Source organism: Tropicimonas sp. TH_r6 (assembly GCF_033101155.1).
Lineage (GTDB): Bacteria > Pseudomonadota > Alphaproteobacteria > Rhodobacterales > Rhodobacteraceae > Tropicimonas.
Genome location: NZ_JAWMPX010000015.1, coordinates 64,961 through 90,439, shown reverse-complemented (window position 1 = coordinate 90,439; position 25,479 = coordinate 64,961). Strand labels below are relative to the sequence as shown.

The 25,479-nt window shown below is 64.6% G+C and carries 16 protein-coding genes; 10 read left to right on the top strand and 6 right to left on the bottom strand.

The annotated features are described in order from the left end of the window. Nucleotides 1-3 precede the first annotated feature (3 nt). The 3 genes from R3X27_RS15165 to R3X27_RS15155 are packed head-to-tail and all read left to right on the top strand — an operon-like array spanning nucleotide 4 to nucleotide 8,216. Nucleotides 4-1,326 carry a contractile injection system tape measure protein gene (locus tag R3X27_RS15165; RefSeq protein ID WP_317709716.1) on the top strand — a complete coding sequence of 441 codons (1,323 nt, stop codon included), beginning with the start codon at nucleotides 4-6 and terminating at the stop codon, nucleotides 1,324-1,326. Further along, on the top strand, nucleotides 1,323-6,863 hold the full coding sequence (locus R3X27_RS15160; protein ID WP_317709715.1) for a DUF4157 domain-containing protein: 5,541 nt from the start codon (nucleotides 1,323-1,325) through the stop codon (nucleotides 6,861-6,863). Before R3X27_RS15165 ends, R3X27_RS15160 begins: the two co-directional genes overlap by 4 nt. A 24-nt stretch (nucleotides 6,864-6,887) precedes the next feature. Continuing rightward, entirely contained in the window at nucleotides 6,888-8,216 is a 1,329-nt protein-coding gene (locus R3X27_RS15155) for an ATP-binding protein (RefSeq protein WP_317709714.1), read from the top strand. A gap of 4 nt (nucleotides 8,217-8,220) precedes the next feature. Here the strand turns inward: R3X27_RS15155 and R3X27_RS15150 are convergent, their stop codons facing one another. Genes R3X27_RS15150 through R3X27_RS15140 form a run of 3 tightly spaced genes read right to left on the bottom strand, consistent with a single transcriptional unit; the run spans nucleotide 8,221 to nucleotide 12,637 of the window. Beyond that, complete coding sequence (locus R3X27_RS15150) at nucleotides 8,221-9,033, bottom strand: DMT family transporter (RefSeq protein WP_317709713.1); 813 nt, start codon at nucleotides 9,031-9,033, stop codon at nucleotides 8,221-8,223. Nucleotides 9,034-9,089: 56 nt separating this feature from the next. After that, nucleotides 9,090-11,453 (bottom strand): PIG-L family deacetylase, encoded by a 2,364-nt coding sequence (locus tag R3X27_RS15145; protein WP_317709712.1) that lies wholly within the window; start codon nucleotides 11,451-11,453, stop codon nucleotides 9,090-9,092. An 8-nt stretch (nucleotides 11,454-11,461) separates the two neighbouring features. Further along, on the bottom strand, nucleotides 11,462-12,637 hold the full coding sequence (locus R3X27_RS15140) for an ROK family transcriptional regulator (protein WP_317709711.1): 1,176 nt from the start codon (nucleotides 12,635-12,637) through the stop codon (nucleotides 11,462-11,464). 118 nt (nucleotides 12,638-12,755) lie between these two features. On the opposite strand from R3X27_RS15140, the gene R3X27_RS15135 reads away from it, so the two are divergent. The 6 genes from R3X27_RS15135 to R3X27_RS15110 are packed head-to-tail and all read left to right on the top strand — an operon-like array spanning nucleotide 12,756 to nucleotide 19,245. Beyond that, complete coding sequence (locus R3X27_RS15135; protein ID WP_317709710.1) at nucleotides 12,756-14,015, top strand: extracellular solute-binding protein; 1,260 nt, start codon at nucleotides 12,756-12,758, stop codon at nucleotides 14,013-14,015. Between the two features lie 49 nt (nucleotides 14,016-14,064). Then, nucleotides 14,065-14,958: a sugar ABC transporter permease gene (locus tag R3X27_RS15130; RefSeq protein WP_317709709.1), complete on the top strand. Its 894-nt coding sequence runs from the start codon at nucleotides 14,065-14,067 to the stop codon at nucleotides 14,956-14,958. Further along, entirely contained in the window at nucleotides 14,958-15,842 is an 885-nt protein-coding gene (locus R3X27_RS15125; RefSeq protein WP_317709708.1) for a carbohydrate ABC transporter permease, read from the top strand. Before R3X27_RS15130 ends, R3X27_RS15125 begins: the two co-directional genes overlap by 1 nt. Then, nucleotides 15,839-17,323 carry an argininosuccinate lyase gene (gene argH / locus R3X27_RS15120; RefSeq protein WP_317709707.1) on the top strand — a complete coding sequence of 495 codons (1,485 nt, stop codon included), beginning with the start codon at nucleotides 15,839-15,841 and terminating at the stop codon, nucleotides 17,321-17,323. Before R3X27_RS15125 ends, argH begins: the two co-directional genes overlap by 4 nt. Before the next feature lie 3 nt (nucleotides 17,324-17,326). Beyond that, on the top strand, nucleotides 17,327-18,385 hold the full coding sequence (locus R3X27_RS15115) for a sn-glycerol-3-phosphate ABC transporter ATP-binding protein UgpC (protein ID WP_317709706.1): 1,059 nt from the start codon (nucleotides 17,327-17,329) through the stop codon (nucleotides 18,383-18,385). Then, nucleotides 18,382-19,245, top strand: coding sequence for a carbohydrate kinase family protein (locus R3X27_RS15110; protein ID WP_317709705.1), 864 nt, complete (start codon nucleotides 18,382-18,384; stop codon nucleotides 19,243-19,245). Before R3X27_RS15115 ends, R3X27_RS15110 begins: the two co-directional genes overlap by 4 nt. 252 nt (nucleotides 19,246-19,497) lie before the next feature. Here the strand turns inward: R3X27_RS15110 and R3X27_RS15105 are convergent, their stop codons facing one another. The 3 genes from R3X27_RS15105 to R3X27_RS15095 all read right to left on the bottom strand — a co-directional run bounded on the left by R3X27_RS15105 (nucleotide 19,498) and on the right by R3X27_RS15095 (nucleotide 24,042). After that, nucleotides 19,498-20,745, bottom strand: a complete 1,248-nt coding sequence (locus R3X27_RS15105; RefSeq protein WP_317709704.1) for a DUF3179 domain-containing (seleno)protein — start codon at nucleotides 20,743-20,745, stop codon at nucleotides 19,498-19,500. Between the two features lie 67 nt (nucleotides 20,746-20,812). Then, nucleotides 20,813-22,477, bottom strand: coding sequence for a sulfatase-like hydrolase/transferase (locus tag R3X27_RS15100; RefSeq protein WP_317709703.1), 1,665 nt, complete (start codon nucleotides 22,475-22,477; stop codon nucleotides 20,813-20,815). Between the two features lie 314 nt (nucleotides 22,478-22,791). Then, nucleotides 22,792-24,042: a polysaccharide biosynthesis/export family protein gene (locus tag R3X27_RS15095; RefSeq protein ID WP_317709702.1), complete on the bottom strand. Its 1,251-nt coding sequence runs from the start codon at nucleotides 24,040-24,042 to the stop codon at nucleotides 22,792-22,794. A gap of 191 nt (nucleotides 24,043-24,233) precedes the next feature. Between R3X27_RS15095 and R3X27_RS15090 the strand changes: the two genes are divergently transcribed. After that, nucleotides 24,234-25,478: an oligosaccharide flippase family protein gene (locus R3X27_RS15090; RefSeq protein WP_317709701.1), complete on the top strand. Its 1,245-nt coding sequence runs from the start codon at nucleotides 24,234-24,236 to the stop codon at nucleotides 25,476-25,478. Nucleotide 25,479: the final 1 nt, after the last annotated feature.

The following is a 25,479-nucleotide window of genomic DNA, read 5'->3' as shown; positions in this document are numbered from 1 at the left end:
GTCGTGGCGCAGGCACATCATATCGGCCGTATGCGGTTCGAGATGTCTGCCGCGCGCGAAGGTGATCTTCTTGGCCTCCGTCAGAAGCTGGAGGCTGCCGCCCGGCACCGTCTGCAAGAGGCGCTGGCGCGGCGGCTGGACCAGATGGCCGGATCGGGCGAGGTGCTGCATTTCGACAGGCTCGAGGTCGATCTCGGCACCCTGCCGCCCGGTGCGGAACCGGATGTCGATGCTCTTGCCGAGGCCGTCGCCGACGCGATCATCCGCGCCGCGGGAGGACGCATCGAGACAATGGACGCCGCGGGCGATCCGGATCTGGAGGCGGCTGCCGCCAAGCCGGTTCGGCAAACGATCGGGCAGGCGCGGCTTCGGGCTTTCCTGACCTATCTCGCGCAGGGCGTCCTGCCTGCTTTCGTTCCGGAGCGCGCGCTTGACGCGCTTGTTGCCGCTCTCTTCGAAGCACCGGACGGTCCTCTTGCAATGGCGATCCTGCAAGCGGTGCACCGCCATCCGTCCGCCGCGCGGCGTGTTCTGAAGGGGATATCAGCCGCGCACCTCCTGACGCTTCTGGCTCTCGCGGAAACCGATGCTCCGCAGGAGCTTGCGGAGAGACTCCGGGAGACCTCCTCGCAGATCCGGGCTGGCCTCGCGGCGGACGGGTCTTCGCCCCAACGACTTGCCACGCTCCTGACCGAATTCGCCTCCACACTGGTCGTTGGCGTCGCTCTGCCGGATCATGCCAACAGGCTTGGCAATCCGCAGAGCGCGTCGACGCCGCCTGACGCGGTCCGCGCGCATCCGGGCCCCGAAGCCCCGGAAGACGAGACCGCGCAGGTCCCGGCCGATCTTCCGGTGCCCGTCGCCGATGCGGGACTGGTTCTGCTGTGGCCCTTCCTGCCGCATCTCCTTGAGAACCTCGCGTTGGATATCAGCGACGAAGGCGCTCCGCGTGCCGCGCAGGTGCTGCATTTCCTGGCGCGGGGACGGAGCGTCGCACAGGAGCCTGACCTGCTGATCGCCCGTATCCTGCTGAACATTCCCGGTCATGTCCCCTTGCTTGAGGACAGCGAGTTGCCTCCCGACATGCAGGAAGAATGCGGCAAGCTCCTGCAAGCCGTGATCGGGCATTGGAACAAGCTGGGCCGGACCTCTCCGGACGCGCTGCGCGAGACCTTCCTTCAGCGCCCCGGTCTGTATGATGCGACAGCCGCGCAGATCTCTGTCGAAACCCGCGGAACGGACGCGCTTCTGGCGTCGATCCCGTGGTCGCTGGGGAGTGTCATGCTGCCCTGGCTGGATCGGCCCATCAAGGTTGCCTGGGCATGAAACAGGCGGCGGCGAAACAGGGCATGCCAGCGGAACGGGGCAGGGGGAAAGCACCGGAGCCCTTCTTCACGCCACTTCAGACCAAGCTCAATGTGTCCCGTCCCGGCGAGAAGCTGGAGCAGGAGGCCGATCACGCGGCGGATGCGGTCGTCCATGGTCGCGGACCGATGGCCGGTGGCGTGCGGATTTCCGAACAGGTGAGCCCGATCGCGCAACGCAGCGAGGAGGAAGCGCAGGCCGCGTGCGAAAGCCGCGAGAGCGACCCGCTCTGGCACCAGCATGAGCCGGCCTCTGACATGCGCCCCGGCGATGTCGCGGATGAGCCGTTGCAGATGATGGCGGAGCCGGAGGCGCAAAAGCAGGAGGAGGGCGAAGAAGAAGAGCTGCAGGCGCGGGAAGAGGATGCGCAGGCCGTGTCCGAACAGGAGGAGGCGGTTCAGGCCCAGGAGGAAGAGGAAGCCGTACAGTCCCGCGAAGAGGAAACACAGCGTCAGCCCGAGGAGGAAGAAGAACCCGTCCAGGCGGCATCCGAGGCGGATGCGCAGCTGGAAGCCGAGGAGAAAGAGGACCTGCAGGCCCGGGACGAGGAGGCGCAACGACAGTCCGAGGAAGAAGAGGAACCGGTTCAGGCCAGGGACGAGGCGCAGCGTCAGCCGGAGACCGAGGAAGAGGAGCCGGTGCAGATGCGCGCGGCCAGACCGGCCCTGTCGCCGCGCGCGCTTCGGCTCAACCGCGTCGAGACCCAGCTGCGTGCCTCGCGCGGACGCGGCAACCCGCTGCCCGAGGGTGTGCGTCGGAAGATGGAGCAGGGGCTGGGGGCCGATTTCTCCGGTGTGCGCATCCATACCGATCATCCGGCCTTCCTGATGACGCGGCTGTTGAACGCAAAAGCCTTCACGTCCGGGCGCGACATCTATTTCTCCCCGCATCGCTTCTCGCCGGGATCGCAGGACGGGGACCACCTGCTGGCGCATGAGCTGGCCCACACATTGCACCAAGCGGCTGTGCCCGTGCGTGAGGATACCGTGGCGCAGCGCGTATTCGAGGAGAACCAGCAGCAGGTGCGGCCCGAAACGCTTGAGGCGCTGCGGATCGCCTATAGCTACGAGGGCAAGATCAACTCCAACTTCACCGACGAGACGGGCGAACGGATCGGGTGGGAGCAGCTGAAGGAGGTCTTTCATGGCGCCTTCGACCGGGACCTCTTCCCGGATGCGCTGATGAAACGTCCGCTCGCTCATCCGCAAGACCTGCCGCATTGGTGCGGGATCTTCGCATGGTCGGCGTTGCGGCGTGCTGGCGTGCCGCTGCCACCCTGGTCGCTGGGCATGCCGATGCTCAAGCATACGCAGCTGCGCCCAGCCGGCGAGCTGCCGCAGGTGGGGGATATCGCCTATCGCGACAAGCTGCCCTGGATGCCTGAAGGCTCAAAGCTGACGCATCACCAGGCACTGGTCTCGGCGGTTGAATCGCACGAGACCGCCAAGGCCGCGGATTTCAGCAAGATCAAGGTCACGACCATCGACGGCAACACGGCCGGCAGCAACAACATGGGCGGGCAGGTGCAGGAGACGACCCAGCCCATCGGCTACTGGAAGCATTTCTTCGATCCGGTGGGCAAGGTGGACATGCCGTCCGTGCCGCTTGTGACCATTGACCGCTCCGCTCCTGATCTGGGCGCGAGCGAGGCGGCCAAGGAGGACAGCCTTCAGGAGGATGCTCCGGCCACCGATGTTGCCGGGCTGGAACAGGAGGTTTCCGCGAGTGAGGAAGCCATGGCCGGGCCCGAGGCCGAGGTTGCGGTCGATCTTGATCTTCCGCCGGTCGTGGAGGCGCAGGCGGAGCCGGCGGCCAAGGTCGAGAAGGTGGCACTGGTAGGCAAGTCCGACGAAGCCACGGCCAGCTACACCCGGGCCAGCCCGTCCTCGATGGCGATCACCGCGCCCGATCTCGGCGCGACGCTCGATCGCAAGACGCAGGTGGAAAAGAAGCAGGTCGCGGAGGAAACTCCGAAGCTCAAGGCCGAGACCGGCGGCGCTGTGGATCCGGCCATCACCGCGCCCGACCAGATCCCGGTGCCAGAGGATGTGACGCTCAAGGATGAGGGGCAGGGCGCGGAGGTCGGCGATCTGGAGCCGGGGCCGCACACGGACAAGGGGGAGGCTCCGAGCACCGCAAACACGACGTTCGGCCGACAGATGAAGCAGAATGAGAGCTCCGGCGGTTTCCTCGACTGGTTGCGCAAGAGCTTTGCCTCCTTCCTGTCGGCGATCCGGGTCCGCGATGACGGGGTCACCACGACCGCCGGGCCGAGACAACGCGTGGCGCTGACCGGGGACGCGGATACCGGCCGCATGGGGCGCCAGCGCGAGGAAGGCACCGCGAAGCTGCGGCAAGAGCGTGACGCCAAGGCCGCCAGTTTCAAGGCCCATCCGGGGCAATCGAACATCCAGCCACGCAAGGTCGATCAGGACTTCAAGTCCGAACAGGCGCCGCAGACCTCCGAACCGGTCAAGGACATGGAGGTGGGGACGGACACCGACGATTACGCGAAAGCCCAGTGGCCCGCCGATTTCCGCGGCGCGGCGGATGCGAAGATGGCCAAGAAGCTCGATGGGAGCATGTCGAAAGCGCGCGGCGATGTGGAGACGGCCGGGAGTGCCCGCGACGCGGAGAAGGACGCGGCCATTGCCGATGCCGAGGCAAGGACCGCAGCGGCCAACACGTCGGCTGATGGCAAGCAACGCGAGGCCGTCGTGGCCGGGCGCTCCGATGCCGCGCGCCAGCAGGGTGAGGCGGTTCAGGGCGCCTATGACGGCGTGGCCGAGTTTTCGAAGGATGCGGCGGGCGAGCAGACCACCAAGGGCAAGGCCATCGCCGCCGACGTCAAGGACAGCGAGGGAAAGGCCGACAAGGATCTCGCTGATGGGGAGAAGAAGGCCGACGGGTTGAAGACCACGGCCGAGAGCGATGCCAAAACGGAAAAGGCCGAGATCAAGAAGAAGGAGAGTGACGACAGCTGGTGGGGCAAGCTTACAAAAGCCATCGTCAACAAGATCACCTCGGCGATCGATTCCATCTTCACCGCGATGCGCGCGGCGGTGAAGAAGGCGCTCGACGCTGCGAAGAAATGGGCGGTGGAGAAGATCAACGCCGCCCGAAACCGGGCGATCAAGGCGCTGAACGGCTTCCGCGACTGGGCCAAGGACAAGGTGAATACATACGTCAAGGATCGCTATCCCGGCCTCGCCAAGGCGCTCAATGACGGGATCGACAAGACGGTCGACGTGGCGGTTGCCGGGGTGAATGCCGCCGCCGACGGGGCGATTGCAACGGTCGAGAAACTGGCCGATGCGCTGGCCGGCGCGCTCGACAAGCTGCTGGAGAAGTTCCAGGCGGCGCTGAAGGCCGTCGTGAAGGTCATCGGCGCGGCCTTGCGCGGGGATTTCGTCGGTGCGCTCAAGATCGCCTTCGAGGCGGCCTGCGAACTGGCCGGGGTGAACCCCAAGCCGATCCTCGATTTCCTTGAGCGGGCAGGGCAGAAGATCCTGTCGATCCTGAAATCTCCCGGGCCCTTCATCAACAACCTGTTCCGCGCCGTTGGCATGGGGCTGCGCAATTTCGCCGATAATTTCGTGCAGCATTTCAAGACAGGCGTGATTTCCTGGCTGACCGGCACGCTCTCGGCCGTGCCGATCACCCTGCCGACCAAATGGGACATCAAGGGGTTTTTCAGCCTGATGGCGCAGATCCTCGGGCTCACCTACGAGAACATCAAGGCGCGCATCATCCTGAAATTCCCGAAAGCGGCCGGCATCTTCGCCAAGATCGAGGCCGGATGGAAATTCGTGAAGATGCTGCTCGACAAGGATTACGCCGGGCTCTGGGAGGAAGTGAAGGCGAAGCTCGCCTCGCTCAGGGACACGATCCTCGGCGCGATCCGCAACTGGACCCTGCTCAATGTCATCAAGCAGGGGATCATGTGGCTCCTGTCGATGCTCAACCCGGCCTCGGCCATCGTTCGGTTGCTGAAGATGCTGGCGGATCTGGTCTTCTGGCTGATCGACAATATCCGGCGCATCAAGGATTTCGTGCTCAGCGTCTATGGCGCGATCTCGAATATCGCGGCGGGGATCCTCAAACCCGCCGCCAAGGCGGTCGAGAACGCTCTGGCGCGGGCGCTTCCCATCGTGCTGTCTTTCATCGCCTCGGCGCTGGGGCTGGGCGACATCGCAGGCGCCATCCAGGGGGTTATCACGAAGATCCAGGCCCCGGTGAACAAGGCCATCGACGCGCTGATCGACAGGGTCGTGGCCTTCGCGCGAAAACTGATCGCAAAGATTGTTGGCGGGGCAAAGAAAGCGGGCAAGAAGGCCAAGGACGCGGCGATGAAGCTGATCCGCTGGTGGACGGAAAAACGGCCCTTCCGCTCCAAGGATGGCGGCGATCACAAGATTTACTACAAGGGCGAGGGCACCCGCGCGGATCTCTGGATCGCCTCGACACCGAGCGCCTTCCAGACGTTCATCGCAGCGCAGATGAAGTCCGACGATAAAGCGCAGGCCAAGCTCGCCAAAGAGGCCAACCGCATCTACGTCAAGCAGGTGCTGAAATCCGAAGAGCGGATGGACAAACTGCAGGCCGAGCGCAAGGCCATCGGGTCGGCGAACAAGGATGCCTATCGCAAGAAACAGGGCGAGCTGCAGACCGAGATCCGCAACTTTCGCACCCAGCTTCTGGCGCTGTCCGGCGTGTTGAAGCAGATGAATATCGATGATGTGGCCGCCGCGCGCACGAAGGTCACCTATACGGATGCCGGCCACAAACAGGTCACGGCCCTGCCGCTCACCTTCATTCCGGGCGACGAGAAGGGCAGCAGCCCGTCAGAGGACCCGCCGGGCTACGACTACGCCCGCCGGATCAACACGGCCGAAGGCAAGACGGTCTGGATTCGCGGCCACCTGCTCAATGACAATGTGCACGGGCCGGGCAAGGCGCGGAACATGGTGCCGATCCCGCAATCCACCAACCGGCTGATGGAAAGCAAGGCCGAAAGCGATCTGAAGCGCCGCGTGCATTCGCAGAAGGAACAACTGTATTTCCGCGCCACGGCCACCTTCTGGCCGTCGACAAAAGAGGAAACCCGGGGCTTCCCGAAAAAGCTCGTCCTTGTCTGGCACAAGGCGGAGAAGAAGGACGGCACGTGGAAGAAGGGCCCTCATATCAGCAAGGCGCTGTTCGACTCGCCCAAGCCCCCCGACAATGTGAATGCCAGCATTCCCGGTATCACCTCGGGCAGCAGCAGCCAGCTGGTCTCGGCGATCAACACCCAATCGGCCGGCCTGCCGGTCACCACCCATTTCGTGGGGATCCTGAAAGAGCAGGCAAGCTACGCCGATGCCGCCGCCATCCGCACCAAACTGACCACGACCGAAACGAGCTACACCGCGCTCAACCCGTCCCAGAAAGAGAACCGCGGCAAGCAGATCTACCGCACCATCGCCGCCGTGAATGCCAAAAAGATAAACCTGAGCTGACCCATGACCCTGCAAGACAGACCCGTGCCCCTCTCGAATGCCGACAATCTCGACGCGGCCTTCGACGTTCTTTCGCGGCTGATCCGGTCGCGCCTCAATGACGAGGAAATCGCGCCGGAAGGCAGCGTCACGTTGAGCTATTTCGATGACGGCTCGTCGCTGGGGAATTTCATCCGCGATCACCAGCCGCAATTCGTGGAATATGTGATCGTGATGCTGGCGCTCCTGCCGCATGTGCGTCCGACGCTGCTGGATTCGATCCTGCGGCCGATGCTGGACGCACCGGCGCAGATGCCCGAACTGGGCGGTGTGCGCGACCCCGACAGCCGCACCTTCATGCCCACCGGCCAGACGGCGGCCTTTCTGCTGGCCGGGCACGACATGGACGGGCGCTTTGCCGTGCACCGCGTCTTCTCGCCCAGTCACTGGTTTGCGCAGAAGGGAATCCTGCAGCTGGAGCCTGCGAAACCGGGGGCGCCGCTCCTGTCGGGCCAGATCTCCATGTCGCCGGAATGGATCTACCAGCTGACCCTGGGCGAGTTGCAGCCGCCGGCATTCTCCGCCGAATTTCCCGCGCATCGCCTCTCGACGCAGCTGGAATGGAACGACCTGATCCTGCAACCTGCCACCACCGAAGCGCTCGGGCACATCCGGGCGTGGATCCTGCATGCGGCGGAGCTGCGCGAGAGCTGGTTCGACGCGGGCCGTTTTGCGCCGGGTTATCGGGCGCTGTTCTTCGGGCCGTCGGGCACGGGCAAGACGCTCGCGGCGACGCTGCTGGGGAAATTCACCAAACGCGCGGTCTATCGCATCGACCTTTCGGCCATCGTCTCGAAATATATTGGCGAGACGGAGAAGAACCTCGCCAAGGTGTTCGAGATCGCCGAGAGCCGTGACTGGATCCTGTTCTTCGACGAGGCGGATGCGCTGTTCGGAAAGCGAACGAACGTCAAAGACAGCCACGACCGCTATGCCAACCAGGAAGTCAGCTACCTGTTGCAGCGGATCGAGAATTGCGACGCGCTCTGCATCCTCGCCACCAACCTGCGGAGCAATATCGACGACGCCTTTCTGCGCCGCTTCAACTCTATCGTGCAGTTCACGGAGCCCGGCCCGGAAGAGCGCATGCGCATATGGCGCCGTGCGGCGCGGCCGCAGCTTTTGCCTGACGCGGTGATCGGGAAATTGCGCGACTACGAGCTGACGGGCGGGGCGATCGTGAATGTGGTGCAATTCGCCGCGATCCAGGCCATTGCCGCCGGTCGCGATCACATCTCGCTTGAGGATGCCGAGCTTGGCATCCAGCGCGAGGTCGAGAAAGAAGGGAAGGTATTTCGCCGGCTCAATTCCTGACGGTTTAGTCAGGCGACCCGGAGCCGCGCACAGACGTTGTCGCCCAGAGTGCCGCGCCGACGACAAGACATGCGCCGACTGCGAAGGTCGGGCTCGGGCGTTCGCCAAAGAAGACGAAGCCGGTGCTGACCGAGAAGACGAGGCTGAGATAGCTCAGCACCGACAGGAACCCCGCCGCGCCAAAGAAATGCGCCCGCAGATAGCAGAGCTGCGCGGTCTGCGCGAAACAGCCGATCAAGATCAGGGGAACGAGGTGGCCGGGCTGGATTGGAGTCCAGGTGAGCGCCGTGAACGGGGCCGAGAACACCGCCAGGCCTGCGGTGTAGAACAGCATCATGACGATCACGGGCGCATGGCGCAGCCGCCGCGTGGCGATCACAGCGGCGGATCCGGACAGCACCACGATCCCCATCGCGGCCAGCCCCCAATTCCATGGCAGTTCGCTCGGGTTCACGGCGAACAGGATACCGAGGAACGCAACGCCGGCGGCGATCCAGCGGCGGCGGCCGATCACCTCGCGGAGCAGGATTGCGGCCAGCACCATGGTGACCAACGGGCGGGTGAAGCCGATTGCGGTGACCGTCGCCAGTGGCACCCGCGGGATCGCGAAGAAGCTGGCGGTCAGTGTGACGACGGCAAAGCCGACCCGCAGCAAATGCAGGTGCAGGTCTGCAACATGTCGAAACGCCTCTCGCCGGTGCCACGCCACCGGCAGGACCAGGATCAATCCAACCAGCGCGCGCAGAAAGACGATCTGGGTCGCCGGATAGTCCGCTCCAAGCCATTTCACGATCGTCAGCGCCCAGATGTTCAACATCAGATCCGCCAACAGCCACGCCCCGCCGCGAAGATTGTCGCGCGGCGGTTCACCTGTCATTGACGCGGCGCGATGAGATTCGCCATCAGGCGGAAGGCGCCGGGGACGAGATGTTCCATCTGGTGGTGCAGGATCAAGGATGTGTGCACGTGGCGGCCCTTGCCAATATCGGCCACGAGCAGCGCCCCGGATTGCGGTGCCTCGCCGGGATCGGACATCTCCAGCAGGGCGCGATAGCTCTCATCCCAACTCTTCGCGAAATAGAGACCGCGCTCCTTGACCCAGCCGTCCCAGTCGTCCGGTCCGATCCGGTTCGGTTCCCGCAGCAGGCTGTGATCGGCGATCTGGCGCACCTCGGCTGTCTGGTCGGTGACCCGCCAGCGGATCGATGGCTGGCCGATCTCCAGCCGGCGCGGCGGAATGCTGTCGGGATCCCAGTTGTCCCACGGACGGTGGTAGAGCGTGATCAGCGTCCCGCCGGCCTGCACCCAGCGGTGGATTCGTGGCATGGCCTCGGCCAGCCCGGGCCGGAAACGCATGGCGAAGATGCCGATGACGATGGTTCCGAACTCCGCAAGTGTTGCTTCGCTCGCAAGTGCTTCGTCGGTGAGCGCAGTCACATCCGCCCCAAGTGCCGTGAGCCAATGATCGACACGGTCATTGCCCGCGCCGATATAGCCGACCCGCACGTTCGGCACCGCGACATCGACGACCCGCAGCCGCAATTCGGCCGGACGGGCCCGGGCCGTGGGCGCCACGTGGGAATGATCGATGAGGCGCAGGCTCGACGCTGCCTGACCGTCGAGGCGCAGCGGCAACTGGTAGAGCCCCGGCTCCGCCGCGTTCGGGGCCGTGAGTGTCGCCGCGCCGGTCTGCATGGCGACCTCCCATCCCGGCGGCGGAACAAGGGACAGTTCCGCACCGGTGGGGCGGATGTCGCGGAACCGGACATCCATACGGCGGTTGGTGCCGGCGAGATTGATCAAGGTCGCCTCGGGCGACACGGAAACCGTGTGCGCGGGCAAGACGACCGGCTCTGCCTCGAATGGCACCCGGGTTTCGATGCGCTCGCCCGCCGCTGAGAACGTCAGGCGCAGCGCAGGCGCCGCGGGATCCGCCGGGTCGTAGCGGCTGCGATAGGGATCACTCGGCAGGGCCGAGCCGGACAGGGAGAGCACCCCATCCCCGACGCTCCAGCCGTCGGGGAGCTCGAAGGCCACGTCCACCGACGTCGCCGCGCCACAGGTCCACTCCACGGCAAGCGGGCTGCTCTGTCCCGGCAGAAGGAAGACCTCGCCCGTCCGACAGCGCGCCTCGACACCCAGGGCCAGGCGGATCACGCGGGAAAGCTGCACCTCCTTGGCGTCCAGCCGATGCAGGATCTCGTCGTGCAGCGCCTCCGGACAGTGCTCACGGGCTGCGCGCAGGGCGGCAAGCGCGGCAACGGCCTCTCTGGCGACGGAAGCCCCATCGGGGAAGGCCGCGATCGCCGCCTCGATCGCCGCCTGCGCGGCAGAGAGAGCGTCGGCAATCGGCGCGGCTCCCGGCAGCTCGGCCAATGCGCCAAGGGTGCCGGCAAGCCCGGAGGCCAGCGCGGTATCCGGCCCGGCCACATGGCTCTCCGCAAGGTGCAGGTCCCAATCGCCAGAAGCGGACAGGCCGACCCAGCGTCCCATGCCTTGCGTGCGGTGAAAGGCGCGGGATTGCTGGCCGATCCGGTCCCAGCTCCAGCCGCTCATCGGATCTTCGCCTGATCCATCGATGCGGAGCGTTGCGGGCGGGGGTGGCTCGTCATCGTCATAGGCCGTCCCGGCGCCGGAGCTTGCCGGCAGGTAGAGCTTGCGCACTTGCCACAGCGGCAGGTTGGAGGGGAAGCCGGGATCGGCCGCCGCCGACATCACCTCATGCGCGGCCTGGGTCATCGCCCGGTGGTGGCCATGCTGGCCCGGCACATCGAGGAAGGTCGGGCAAAGGACATCCGGACGTTCGCTGCGCACGATTTCGACGAACCGTGCAAGCGTCCGCGCATGACCCCAATAGCCCAAGGTCTCGACGCCGCTCTTGGAGAAGCCGAAATCGGAGATCGGATCCTCTGGGGTCTCGGAATGCCAATACATCCGCATGCCGAGGATATCGCAGGCCCGCTCCATCTCGCGGGTTCGCAACGCACCGAGATCGGCCCCCGCCTCGGTGCCGATATCGTTCTGCCCGCCCTCGCCACGGGTCGAGCAGGCATAGGACAGGTTTATCCCGTCCCGGAAAGCCAGGGCCGCAAGCATGCCCGACATCTCGTCATCCGGATGCGCGCCCGACTGCATGAAGCGTATCACCGATGTGAGCGGACGGAGCGCCCACCACAGCTCGAGGATCCGCGGGCGTGCACGGTCCTGGTCAATGCGGGTCTGATCGGGAGTGGGCATGGCGTTTCCTATGATTGAGCCGCGATCCGGGGCGTGAAGGCCTTGTTGAGAACGAGGGCGGCGGCGCCAAGCGTGGCCGTCATCCGGCCCGACGCCCCGCGCAGGAGCCGCGGATGGCTGCGATGCTCGCGCGACGCCACGGACCGTTCCGACAGGCGCACCGATCCCAGAAGGTGGTCGAGGATCGGGTCCGGCATCGCGCCGCCTAGAATCACGGACTGGGGATCGAACAGGTTCTCGATAATCGTGACCGCCGCGGAGAGCGGCTCGATTGCGTCTTGGAGCCAGATCAGCAGCGCTTCGTTTTTGTTGTCGTAGAGCCGGACGAGGTCTTCGCCGCTTCGGGTTTCGATTCCGGCGGCCTGTAGCGCGCGTTGAATCGAGAGGCGACTGACAACGCTTTCGAGCGGCACGGTTCCGCCGGAGCCCGGCACCGGGATATGGCCGATCTCGCCCGCATTCCCGAACGCGCCGGCCATCAACCGCCCGTTCTGGACCGACCCGAGGCCAAGCCCTGCGCCGAAATAGAGAAAGGCGTAGCTGTCGAGCCCCTGTGCCACGCCGGTGATCCGCTCGGCCATGGCCGCGGCGTTGGCGTCGTTTTCGACCACCGTCGGCAGATCCAACGCCTCGGCGAACCACGCGTCTGGCGCGACATCGTCCCATGTCAGAAGTTCCGACCCGTTGCCCCGAATGCCGGTGCTGCCGAAGGGACCCGGCATCACCACGCCCGCGCCCAGAACGCGCGTCTTCGGTATCCCGGAGGAGGCCAGTGCCCGGTCACAGAGCGCGACTACGGAGCGGGTCACCGTGCCCCGATCCGTCGCCGACAAAGCGGCACGCTCCGAGGCGATGGTGGCGCCGCAAAGGTCTAGAATGGCGGCAAAAACGGCGTCCGGGCGAATCTCGACGCCGAGCGCGAACCCACCCTGCGCATGCAGCGCGTATTGGACCGGAGGCTGGCCGCGTCCGGCGACCCGGCGGCCCTGTTCGAGGATGAACCCGTCCCGGAGCAGGTCGGCGATGATATTCGAGACCGCCTGGATCGAGAGGCCCGAGGCCCGTGCGATCTCGGCCCGCCCGATCTGACCGGCGCCTCGGATGCGCCTGAGCACCACCTGGCGGTTGTGGCTGCGTGCGCGTTCGGCATTCGCGCCGACGACGATGTCTGTTCTGGAGATCATGTTTCGGGATTAGCGCACTTGACTTTAAAGCTCAATACAGTTGAGTTAATCGCAGTGACGATGCGGCCCGCCGCGAATGGATCGGCGATGACCGACGACAAAACCGGGGAGACCAATCATGAAAATCAACAGATTGAAGGCACTGGCTCTTGCCTCCGCCACGAGCGTCGCCGCGCTGGTGGGGTCCGTGGCAAACGCGGTCGAGATTGAATACTGGCAGTATTTCTTCGATGCGCGCGTCAAGGCGATGGAGCAGCTCATCGAGAATTTCGAGGCGGCGAACCCGGATATCACGGTCAAGATGACCCATTTCCCCTATGCCGATTACCGCACCAAGGTCGCCGCCGCGATTCCCGCGGGCGAGGGGCCGGACGTGGTGCAGCTCTTTTATGGCTGGCTGAACGACTACGTGCAGGCCGAGCTGATCCAGCCCTTGCCGGCGGATGTTTTCCCGGCCGAGAAGATCGATGCAGAGTTCTTCCCGATGGTGCAGGCGATGAAGGATGGCGACCAGTACTGGGCGCTACCAACCGCCGTGCGTTCGCTGGCGCTTTTCTACAATGAGCGCCTGCTGGAGGAGGCCGGTGTCGAGCCGCCGACCACGCTGGACGAGCTGATGGCTGCGGCCGCGGCGATGACGAAGCGCGATGGCGCAGGCAACATCACCCAGGTCGGCATGACCGCCGGCATGACCGCGCAGGACCACCACTGGTGGCGTGAGGGGCTGGTCCGGCAGATGGGCGGCGAGCCCTACGCGGACGATTACCACACCGTGAATTACAACACCGAGGCCGGGCTGAAGGCGCTGGAATTCTACACCAACATGTTCATGGGCGAGGACCCGGTCACGGCGATCGGCTTCATGGACGAGCCGCAGGCGGCCTTCAAGGCGGGGCTTGCCGGCATGCATATCGATGGTTCCTTCCGCATCGGCGCGCTCGACAAGCAGCGCGGGCTGAAATGGGGCGTGACAGAGCTTCCGGCCACGGCTGACGGCACGCGTTCGAACTATTCCTCCTACTGGGTCAACGCGGTCACGACCAAGGCCGAGGGCGAGAAATACGACGCCGCCGTGAAGTTCATGGACTACGTCACCTCCGACGAGGCGATGCAGATCTGGCTCGATGTCGTGGGCGAGTTGCCCGCGAAACCGTCGGTCGGCATGACCGAAGCCAATGCGAGCAACCCGGTCTACGGGCCGTTCATCCGCGGGCTCGAATATGCCAACACGACCAAGTTCGCCGATGAGAGCGGACAGCGCCAGCTGATGGTCGAGATGGTCGAACGTATGCAGCTTGAGGGCATGTCCGCCGCCGACAGCCTCGCGGTCGCCGCCGAAGCCGAGCAGAAGCTGCTCGACGAATACTACACCAAGTGATGCGATCCGCCCCGGCCTTCGGGCCGGGGCTTGCCTGACAGGGGGTCCGATGAAGCTCTACCGCGATCTCACGATCCGCCAGAAACAGATCGCATGGGCCTGGGGCTTCCTGGCGATACCGGTCCTGTTCTACGGGGTTATCCGTTTCTACCCGACCGGAAATGCCATCCTGATCAGTTTCCAGGACTGGAACCTGCTCGGGGAGCGGACATGGACGGGGCTGGACAATTACACCAAGCTCTTCTCCGATCCGATCTTCTGGAAAGTCTTCAAGAACACCTTCGTCTACCTGCTGCTGGGCACGCCTGTCAGCCTCGTGATTTCCTTTGTCATCGCCTACCACCTCGACAAGACGCGGTTCATGCATGGCTTCCTGCGGATGCTCTACTTCCTGCCCTTCATGACCTCGGCGGTGGCGATGGCCTGGGTCTGGCGGTGGTTCTACCAGCCGGTCCCGATCGGGCTGTTCAACAATTTCCTTGCTTCGCTTGGCATCCCGCAGATCAATTTCCTCAACTCCACCACCAACGCTTTGCCCTCGATCCTGGCGCCGGCGGTTTGGGCCGGTCTGGGCTTCCAGATCATCATCTTCATGGCCGGCCTTCGGGCGATCCCCAAGAGCTACTACGAAGCCGCGCGCATAGACGGTGTCTCGACCTGGACAGTGCTCTGGGAGATCACGCTGCCGCTCCTGAAGCCCACCATCGTGTTCATCGTGGTGTTCTCCTCGATCGGCTTCCTGCGCATCTTCGACCACGTCTTCAACATGACGACGCAGAACCCGGGCGGGCCGCTCAACTCGACCAAGCCGCTCGTGCTGATGATCTACCAGACCGCGTTCAGCTCCTTCGACATGGGCTATGCGGCGGCGCAGACGGTTGTGCTCTTCCTCGTGCTGCTCGTGGTGAGCCTGCTGCAACTTCGCATCCTGAAGGACCGCTGATGGCTGTCACCGAAGACATCAAGATCAAGCCCAGCTCCGAGGAGCTGCTCAAGACTGGCCCGTCCCGGGCACCACGCAACATGGGCCAGATCATCCGCTTCCTGCTGCTCTTCGCGGGCGGCATCCTGATGGTGATGCCCATCGCCTTCATGATCTCGACCTCGCTGAAATGGCCGCACGAGGTCTATAACCTGAACTTCATCCCCGACGAGCCGACGATCGAGAATTACACCTATGTCCTCGAAGACGGGCGGTTCTACTGGTGGTTCCTCAACTCGCTCATCATCGCCGTGATCACCACGATCTGCAGCGTGATCTTCGACAGCCTCGTGGGATACACGCTCTGCAAGTTCCGTTTCCCGGGCCGCTACATCATCTTCATCGCGATCCTGTCGACGCTGATGATCCCGACCGAGATGTTGGTGATCCCCTGGTACCTGATGAGCCAGCAATTCGGGTGGCTCGACACCTATTGGGGCATCATGTTCCCCGGGTTGATGACCGCCTTCGGCACCTTCCTGATGAAGCAGTTCTTCGAAACCGTGCCGGATGACTTCATCGAGGCCGCGCGGATCGACGGGTTGAACGAGCTTCAGATCTGGTGGACCGTCGCCATGCCGCTGGTCCGCCCGGCATTGGCCGCGCTGGCGATCTTCGTCTTCCTCGGCAACTGGACGGCCTTTATCTGGCCGCTGATCGTGACCAACTCGGTCGAGATGTACACGCTGCCCGTGGGCCTCTCCTCCTTCGGCGACGAGGCCGATGTGGCCTGGGAACTCATCATGACGGGCGCGGCAATCTCCACCATCCCGACGCTGGTCGTCTTCCTCATCTTCCAGCGCTTCATCATTCGTGGCGTTGTCATGGCGGGGCTCAAGGGATGACGGACAACACCATCTTCCCCGATCCGACCTATCGCGACACCGTACTCGCGCCGCTCTTCGAAGGCGTGAAACGCCATTACGCGGCCGATATGGGCGCGCTCAATCAGGCGCATCTGATCATGTTGGCCGAAACCGGGATCCTGGCACAGGCCGAGGCCCGCCAGATTGCCGGGGCGCTTCGGCAGATCGATGCGGAGGTGGACATCGAAGCCCTGAGCTATACCGGGGAACACGAAGACTATTTCTTCCTTGTCGAGGCCGAACTGCGCAATCGCCTCGGCGATCTTGGCGGCGCGCTGCACACGGCGCGGTCCCGCAACGACATGGACCACACGTTGTTCAAGATGGCGCTGCGCACGCGCGCCGACCGAATGCTGTCGCAGGTCCTGCAACTGGCCAGGGCGCTCACCGACAAAGCCGAGGCCGAGGCTTCCACGCTGATTGTCGCTTACACCCATGGCCAACCGGCGCAGCCATCCACCTTCGGACACTATCTCGGCGCGGCCGTGGAGGTTCTCCTGCGGGACGCCGAGCGGCTCAATGCCGCCATTGGCGCGCTCGGCCATTGCCCGATGGGGGCGGCCGCGATCACCACGTCCGGCTTCCCGATCGACCGGCCGCGCGTGGCGGGTTTGCTGGGCTTCGAGGAGCCGCTGCTGAACTCCTATGGCTGCATCGCTTCGGTCGATTACGTCACCGGGCTCTATTCGGCGATCAAGCTCGTTTTCCTGCATCTCGGGCGGCTCATCCAGGACATGCAGTTCTGGTCCGCCTTCGAGGTCGGCCAGCTCTACGTGCCCAACAGCCTGGTGCAGGTCTCCTCGATCATGCCGCAAAAGCGCAACCCGGTGCCGATCGAGCATATGCGACACCTCTCCAGCGTCACGGTCGGGCGCTGCGACATGATGGTGAACACGATGCACAACACGCCTTTCACCGACATGAATGACAGCGAAGGCGAGGTGCAGCAGGCCGGCTATGCCGCTTTTGACAGCGGTGGGCGGGTGCTGGAGCTGCTCGCGGCAATGCTCCCGGCCTGTTCGATCAATGCAGACCGCGTCCGGGCAACCACCGAGGCCGCCTGTATCACCATCACCGAGCTTGCCGACACGCTGGTGCGGGAGGACGGGCTGAGCTTCCGCCAGGCGCATGAGATCGCCGCCCGCACCGCCGCCGCCGTGATCGCTCAAGGACAGGCCCTCGGACAGGGCTACGTGGCTTTCGCCGACGCCTTCCGCGCAGAAACCGGTCGCGAGACCTCGCTCTCGCCGGCAGCCTTCGAGACAGCGACAGCACCGGAGCATTTCGTGGCCTGCCGCGACCGGCCCGGTGGCCCCGCCCCCGAGGCGCTGCGCGCCGCGATCAAGAGCTACCGCGCTACCGCCACTGCCCTCGACCAACGCCGGCAACGCCGGATCGCCCGCATTGCCGAAGCCGACGCGACCCGCAGCGCCGCCTTTGACACGCTTCTGGAGACCTGACCCGTGGCCAACCTCGTCATTCGAGACCTCGTGAAGACCTATGACAAGACCGAGGTGCTCCACAGCATCAACCTCGAGGTCGAAGACGGGGAGTTCGTCGTCTTCGTCGGCCCCTCAGGCTGTGGCAAGTCCACGACGCTGCGCCTCGTGGCCGGTCTCGAGGAGGTCACCTCCGGCAGCATCGAGATTGCCGGGCGCGTGGTGAACAACCTGGAACCGAAGGACCGCGATATCGCGATGGTGTTCCAGAACTACGCCATCTACCCGCATATGACCGTGCGCAAGAATATCGGCTTCGGTCTGCGCAGCTCGAAAGCGCCGAAAGCCGAGAAGGAGAAGCGTATCGAGAGCGTCGCCGAGCTGCTCGGCATGACTGAGTATCTTGACCGAAAGCCCAACCAGCTTTCCGGCGGACAGCGACAGCGCGTTGCCATCGGGCGCGCCATGGTGCGCGACCCGGCGGTATTCCTGTTCGACGAGCCGCTTTCGAACCTCGACGCACAATTGCGCACGCAGATGCGCCTCGAGATCAAGAAGCTGCACCAGCGGGTCGGCTCCACCATCGTCTTCGTCACCCATGACCAGGTCGAGGCGATGACCATGGCCGACCGGATCGTCATCATGAAGGACGGCCATATCCAGCAGGTCGGATCGCCCGCGGAGGTCTATCACCAACCGGCGAATATCTTCGTCGCCCAGTTCATTGGCGCGCCCTCGATGAACATGATCCCGGGCAATGTGAATGCCGATGGCGCGATCGAGTTGTCGACGGGCGGCACGCTGGCCTTTCATCGCAAGCTGCCGGCGGGTGCCCGGATCATCCTCGGCATCCGTCCCGAGGACCTCCACCCCGGCGAAGGGCAGGTCGTGATCGAAGGGGCCGTCAACGTGCGCGAACCGCTCGGGCATGAAACCCTGATCTATGTTGGCACGTCGAATGGCGACGTGATCGCCAAGGCCGATGGCCGCACCCCGCCCGCCATCGGCGAGATCGTATTCCTCGGGGCAGATCCCGAGAATATGCATGTTTTCGATGCGGATAGCGGCGAGGCGCTCGCGTGACCGACAAGCCAGTGGTCCTCTGCGTGGGGCGCCTCTATTGCGACCTCATCTTCACCGATCTGCCACGTATGCCGACGATGGGAACCGAGATCTATGCGGGCGGCTTCGGCGTGCATGCCGGCGGCGGCGCCTTCATCACGGCCGCGCATCTGGCCGCGCTCGGCCATGGGTCGGCTCTGTCGGCGATGTTGCCGCCCCAGCCGTTCGTGGAGATCGTTTCGGACGATTTGCAGAAGGCCGGGATAGACTTGCAGCTGTGCCGCACATCGCAGGCGGGCCATGACCCCCAGGTGACGGTTGCGCTTGTCGGACAGGGGGACCGCGCCTTCGTCACCCGACGCACGGGCCCGGCTTGTCCGCCGCTTCAGGCCAGCGATCTTCTCGGGATCGGCGCAACCCATGTTCACATCGGCGAACTGGCCACCCTGATCGAACGCCCGGATCTCGTCGATATTGCCCGGAGCGCCGGGGCGACGATTTCGCTTGATTGCAGCTGGGACGACAGCCTTGCAGCTGCCGAGATCGCCGACGCCTTGGCAAAGGTCGACCTGTTCCTGCCCAATGACACGGAAATGAAGCACCTGCTCGAAATCGGTGTGCCGCAATCGCAATTCCCGCTGACCGTAATCAAGCAGGGAGCGGCAGGGTCAACGGCGGTGCTCGGGGGAGAGCGGATTCACGAACCGGCCGAGTCGGTCCGCGTGGTCGACACGACCGGCGCGGGGGACGCGTTCAACGCCGGCTTCATGAGCGCCTGGCTGGCAAACGAGACCCTGCGCGCCTGTCTGGTGTTCGGCAATGCACAGGGCGCAAAGGCCGTCTCGCAACGCGGCGGGTATCACGGGCCATCCGCCGCCTGAAATCAACCGGGATCGTGCGTGCGGCAGCGCCATTGAGGCGGGCAGGGGGGCAACCTGCCGCCAAGCCTTCCCCCGTGCTACTCAACAACGTTCACGGCAGTCCTGAAGGCGTCCGGCCCACGGCGACAAAACACCTTCGGTTCCCGCTCGGGGGCGGCGAGAGGAGCGGGCGACACCGCGCCGGCCTCGCGCCGTCATTGACACAGGCCTGAAACGCTCTGCCCGACGGGCAGAGCGTCGCCGCGCCATCCTTCACGCGGCGCTCTCTGCTGTCTGCGACGCGCCGATGCGGTTGATATCGGTATGCGGAAAGAACTCGACCCAGACATGCCAGAAGAGGCCCGCACGCAGCGTCTCGACACGGGTGAGCTGGCCCTGATCGCTGTTGCCCCAGAAATCGCAACGTGTCACCGGTTGGCCGCTGTCATTGTACCAGACCCCGAGGCTCTCGAATTTCGGGTCGAGGCTCACAACGAGGTCGCGCCCGCCGACATTGGTGTTGATCAGCCAGTCGTTCTCTATGACGAAATCGTCGGTCCAGCACACGGCATCCCGGCCGATCGTCACGCCCCAGACATAGGTCTTGTTTGGCAGCCGGTCGTCGGAATGCTCCATGTTGTCCATCACGGGCGCAGATTCCTGATGCTGCCGACTGATCCCCCAGCCAAAGGTGATCTCGGTGGCCATGTCGAGCAACCGCAGGATCGGGTTGGCGGGTGGCTTGTTGAGGAACACCTCGCCCTCCGGATAGGCCTTCTGGAAGCCGCGGAAGGTCATGCGGTAGGTCGGCCAGGGCTTCATCTGTGCCTGCGGGCGCAACGGACAGGCCGGACCTTCGGTATCGGTGTCGCGGTCCGCCTCACGCCAGCCGTAGATATGCTGGATCGGCTCGCCGGTGTCGTTGTCGCGCAGGATCAGGTTGTTTCCGTGCTGGGCCAGGACTTCCAGGTCGAGCCGCTTGCCCTCGATCGCGGGCACATACCCCTGGCCGAGATTGGCCATGGCGCAATAGGTCATGATCACGTCCTGCCCTCCCAGCCCCTTTTCGTCGCCGGCAAGGTGCGGCCGCATGATCTGGGCGTCGGGATGGGCGCGTGCATGGCCGTCATTCTCGATAACCATCACGGAGGCGGAGGGGTTCACCCAGTCGCGGGCCTCCTCAATGGAGAAATACTTCGCCTCGTCCTGCTGGTTGCGCAGCCCCAGATGCACCCAGACCCAGGGGAAGATATAGAGGAACAGGACCAGAAAGGTGACGATGGGCAGGCCCATGAAGAAGAGCCACCCGGGACCGCCGCCCATGAAATGCCCGATCAGCATCACCACGAGCCCGCCGAGGCCGATGGCGGCGTAGCGGTATTCATTGCGGATGAAGCGCAGCGTGTTTTCGCGTTTCACTTTCAGGATCATCTGGGAGACATCCCCCAGATCTCGAAAATAGAGGAACCCGATCACAAGCGAAACAGCAAGACCGGCATAAAACAGGATATTGGCGAGCATTGGAGCTGTCTTTCAAAGATGGTGGTCTGGAGTGCCCGGGCAGAGGGTCCGCCCGGGCGGGTTCGGGCTACTTCTGCGGCGCGTTGCGTCGGATCAGGAAGGTCTCGACAGCGGCCTGGGTTTCCGGCCGGATATTCTCGATCCCCTCATAGGGAACGCCAAAGGCCGGCGGAGTGTCCGGGAACTTCTCCTTGCGCGCCATGTGACGTCCAAGAATGCGGACGAATTCCTGGCCTCCCCAGGCGCCGACTTCCGTGGAAACCGAGAATTCCTCGCGCGTGTCCCGGTAAAGATCGTGGAACTTGGCGATGATCGGGCTCTCGCCCGGCGCGGGCAGGTTGAGCCGGAACTGGTCCTTGATCACCGCCTTCGCGCTGTTGATCGAATAGATGATCACATGGTCGCGGCGCGCTTTCTGCTCGTCGGCAAAGAGTAGCGCGGCAGACTGGTCCACCCCGTCCACGAGCCTGTCGCGCGGGATGAAACTTTCCGCGCCTCCCAGACGTGCCAGGGTCGTGTAGAGGTCGGAGACATGGATGATGCTGTTGAGCAGGGCGTCTTCCTCGATCATCCCCGGCCAGCGGATGAAGGCATCGACCCGCACACCGCCCTCATGCGTGGACGCCTTGCCGCCCTTGTAGATCATCGGCGTGAAGCCCGATTGCGGCGAGTATTTGTCGAAATGCCCGTTATCGCCCATCACCACCACGATGGTGTTCTCGGCGACGCCAAGCGCCTCCATCCGGGCGAAGATATCGCCAAGCCAGCTGTCGAGTTGCTGCATCTTGTCGACATAAAGCCCGCCATTGGGGCTTTGCGGCCCGTCGCGCCCCGCGCGCGTGTTGTCGAGCGGGATCATCGGCCAGTATTGCAGGAAGAACGGCTCCTCGCCGCCGGCGAGCCGCTCCAGTTCTTCCAGGGTCTTGTCCTGGAATGCCTGGTTCATCTCGTCATATTTGCTCGCGCCCCAGGTTTCGCCCGGCTCCATGCGGATCTCGCGGATCGGACCGCCCGCCTCGCCTTCGATCACCGTCATCATGGCGGAGGCGTCGGGGCGGAACCAGTTATCGACAGTATAGGTGTCCAGATAGTCGCCGATGCCAACGCTGACCTGCTCCTTGATCGCATCCTCGTTGAAGATCGTAAGCTGGCCTTGCTGGTGGATGGCATGCTGCGCATAATCGAAGCCCTGGTTCATCGCCCAGCTCTCCGGAATGTCGCCCATGTGCCATTTGCCGACATGCGAGGTGGCGTAGCCGGCTTCCTTCAACACCTCCGCCAGGGTGACTTCTTCGTCCGGCAGGCCAAAGCCGGCTATGTCGACCGTCGTGTCTCCCATTCCCATCCGCACCGGAAGGCGACCGGTCATCTGTGCGACGCGGGTCGGTGTGCAGGAGGGTTCGGTATACATCCGCACCATACGCATCGCTTCGTCGGAGAAGGCGTTGATGCTGGGCGTTTCATAGCCGCGGATCGCATTCAGCTCCGGAATGCCGAGATCGCCAAAGCCGATATCGTCGATCAGGACGCTGATGATATTGGGGGACCGCCCGCCATTGCTGTCGCGAAACTCCGCAAGGGCGGCGTCGACAGCGGCATCGTCTTCGACCCATTGCGCGCTGCGCTGTGCTTGCAGGATGTAGTATTCGGCATCGTGGTTTATCGGGGCGTCCTGAGCGACAGCGGCCGTGCTGCCTGCCAGAAGGCCAGCAAATGCCAGTAATCTCTTCATGTGTGGTTCCCTCCCGAATCCTTGTCTCGTTTACCTTCTTCCAGTTCTCGCCCTAGCGCAATCAAGGCGTGTGCGGAGGTTGGAAGAGACTACCAGAAAGCGATGATGGGCCGGCCCGGGTTATGTCGCGGCGCCACGGGCAGGAAGGTCATGATCCGCTTGAGGCGCACTTTCATTGGACACCGTGCTCGACTGCGTTGTGATCGGGGGGCGCCCGGACGTCGTCACCGTCGAGCGCGAGACGTTGCTGGGCGACCGCAGACGCCCCGTGACCGGGGTGTCTTTGGAGTGACGTGGAAAAGAAGTCGCTGTTTCTAGTTGGCTCCGGCCAGAAGCACGGCGCCGCCGACGATCCCGAGGACCCTTGCCACATCCGCCAGCGTCGTCACGCCGCTGTCATAGCAGGCCATTGCGTCGCCCGGCAGAAGGTAGGGGTCGTAATCGTCCCTGTCCTGACGGACCCGCATATCCTCGATCTTGCGCTCGACCACGATCGAGACATCCGTCATCGGATTGCGGGAGAACAGGGCGACCGCCCGGTTCGCATTCGTTGCCCGCACGCCCCCGACGCAGTTCGTCGAGACCACGCCTTGCGTCAGCCGCGTCCCGTAGGGGACCTGCCGCGCCTCCCGCCCGATTGCGGCCGGGGCATTGCCTTGTGTCGGCTGGACAAGATTGGACAGGAACAGGCTGATCCCGGGCGGGCTGATCGGGCTTGGAACCATCAGGTCGTCCTGGAAACACAGCCGGCTCGGCACAGTCACCTCGTCGCCGGAGACGAGCATCACGTCCTCGAAGGCGCGCCCCTCCAGCACTGGCCGCAGATCGAGCCGGTAGCGTCGACCGCCGCGCCGCAGTTCCACCGCCGACAGGTCCGCATCCGGGCGCACACCGCCGGCCTGGCGCAGCGCCGCCGTCAGGTTGCGCGCCTCCGTGGACGCGCCTCGGGCCTGCTGGCGACGTTCGTCTATGGGGCCACTCCCCGCGCCGCCAAGCTCGATCGGTCTCGGCTCGAACACGGCGCCGCCGACATTGACCCGGGCCGCGGCGAGGCCGGACAGTATCACCGTCGTGCGCGGCGGCTCGTTATAGATCTCTCCCGATGAAAGCGCCCGGGATATCTCCGCGGAAAGCGCTTCCGGGGTCCGGCCTTCTGCCGGGAAATCCCCGAGGAACGGCAGCCGGATCTTTCCTTCGCGCGAGATGACGTAATCGCCGGAGAAAACGGCCTCTTCCCCAAGCAACGGCTGGTCACCTTCCACGTGAACCTCGATCAGGTCGCCACGCGACAGGATCTCGTTTCGCAACACGGCCGCCGGGACACCTGCCGCCTTGCCGGGGGTGCCGCCAATGGCGGGCTTGCAGCCCTCGGCATTCATGCGTGGTGCGATGAGAAAGTCGTTCGCCGCGCTTCTGGAGGGCGGATCACGGTATTGCGCCTGGTAGGCGGGGTTCGATGCGGCACGATCGACCGTCTCGAAATTGGCGGGACGCCCTTGCGGTCCGCAACCGAAGAGCGCGAGCGCCATCGCTCCTGCTCCGAGAATCCCGATGCTCCGTGTCACGCCTGCCCACTCATTCTGCTCTTTTTCATACGTTAGTCCCTGTCGCCCGCCAAGTCTATCCGAAGGGATAGGAGCCTGTCCGACTGTGCCGTCCGAGTCTCCGTCCTTGTCCGGGACGTCGAGCGACGCAGGGGGTATCCAGATGTCCGAACGGTCCAAAAACCGTCCACAATCCGGGAAAGCACACGCCAATGACAGTTCAGGAACATTTTGCACGGTACGGCCCCTTTGCCCGTAACCTGCTGGCCTATGCTGCCTCCGAGGCGGCGGCCAAGGCGTCTCGCCTACTTGTGGTCGTTGCCGTTGCCCGGACCATGGATGCGGCCGCCATCGGGGTCGCGGCGGCGGCCCTGGCCGCCTCGGACATCCTCAAGGCCCTGACCGAGAACGGGGCGGTGCAACGGATCATCGCCGCACCGAAAGCCGAGTTGGAGGCCACCTGCCGGACCGCGCGGCGGATCTTCACGGTCTGGTGCCTCGGGCTGTTTCTCTTGCAGGCGTCTGTTGCCGGCCTCTTGCTCGCCTCGGGCGGCAGCGTCACCGTCTCGGTGCTGATCCTCGTACTCGCCGGAGAATACCTCTTCATGCCGGCCGGGCTGGTGCAGGTCGCGCTGGCGATGCGGGAAGGCAAGCTGCGTCAGACCGCGGCGATCTCGGCCGGACAGGTTGTGGGCGCGAACTTCATGTGTGTTGTCCTCGCCATCCTCTGGCCGGGGCCGTTGGCGCTTGTGCTGCCACGGCTGATGTCCGCTCCGATCTGGCTGATCGCGGTGCGACGGCTGCGTCCCTGGCGCCCGGACCGCAGCCAGCCCGCCGCGCCACTGGCACCGTTCCTGCGTTTTGGCTGGGCTGTGCTGGGTGTCGAGGTCGTCAAGGCGCTGCGCCTGCAGGCCGACAAGCTGCTGGTCGGACTGCTGCTGGGGGCGGAGAGCCTCGGGCTCTATTTTATGGCCTTCAACGCAGGTCTCGGCCTCGCGAATTCCTTCTCCGTTGCCTTTGCCACCGTCCTTTACCCGCATCTGTGCGGCAGCGACGACCGCGCCAATGCACTGCAACGCGCCTTGTTCCTTGCCGTGGGGATCATTGCGCCGGTGGTCATCCTGCAATCGCTGGCCGCGCCCTACTATGTGCCGCTTCTCTTTGGCGAGCAGTGGGCTGACCTGAGCCACGTGGTGTCGATCCTCTGCCTCGCCGCAATCCCCGGGGTGATCTGGTCGGCCGCCGCCCAGTGGCTGCGGGCCGAGAATCGTCCGGAGATCGAATTCCTCGCCACCGCTGCGATGACCGTCGCCCTGATCGCCAACACCGCACTCATGGCGCCGCACGGTCTCGAGGCGCTCGCTTGGGGCTACCTGGCCGTCGCCACCATCACCCAGCTCGGCGCGGCGCTGCGCCCGCTCGCCACCGCCCTGAAACCCAAGCTCGTGGAGGCCTGAT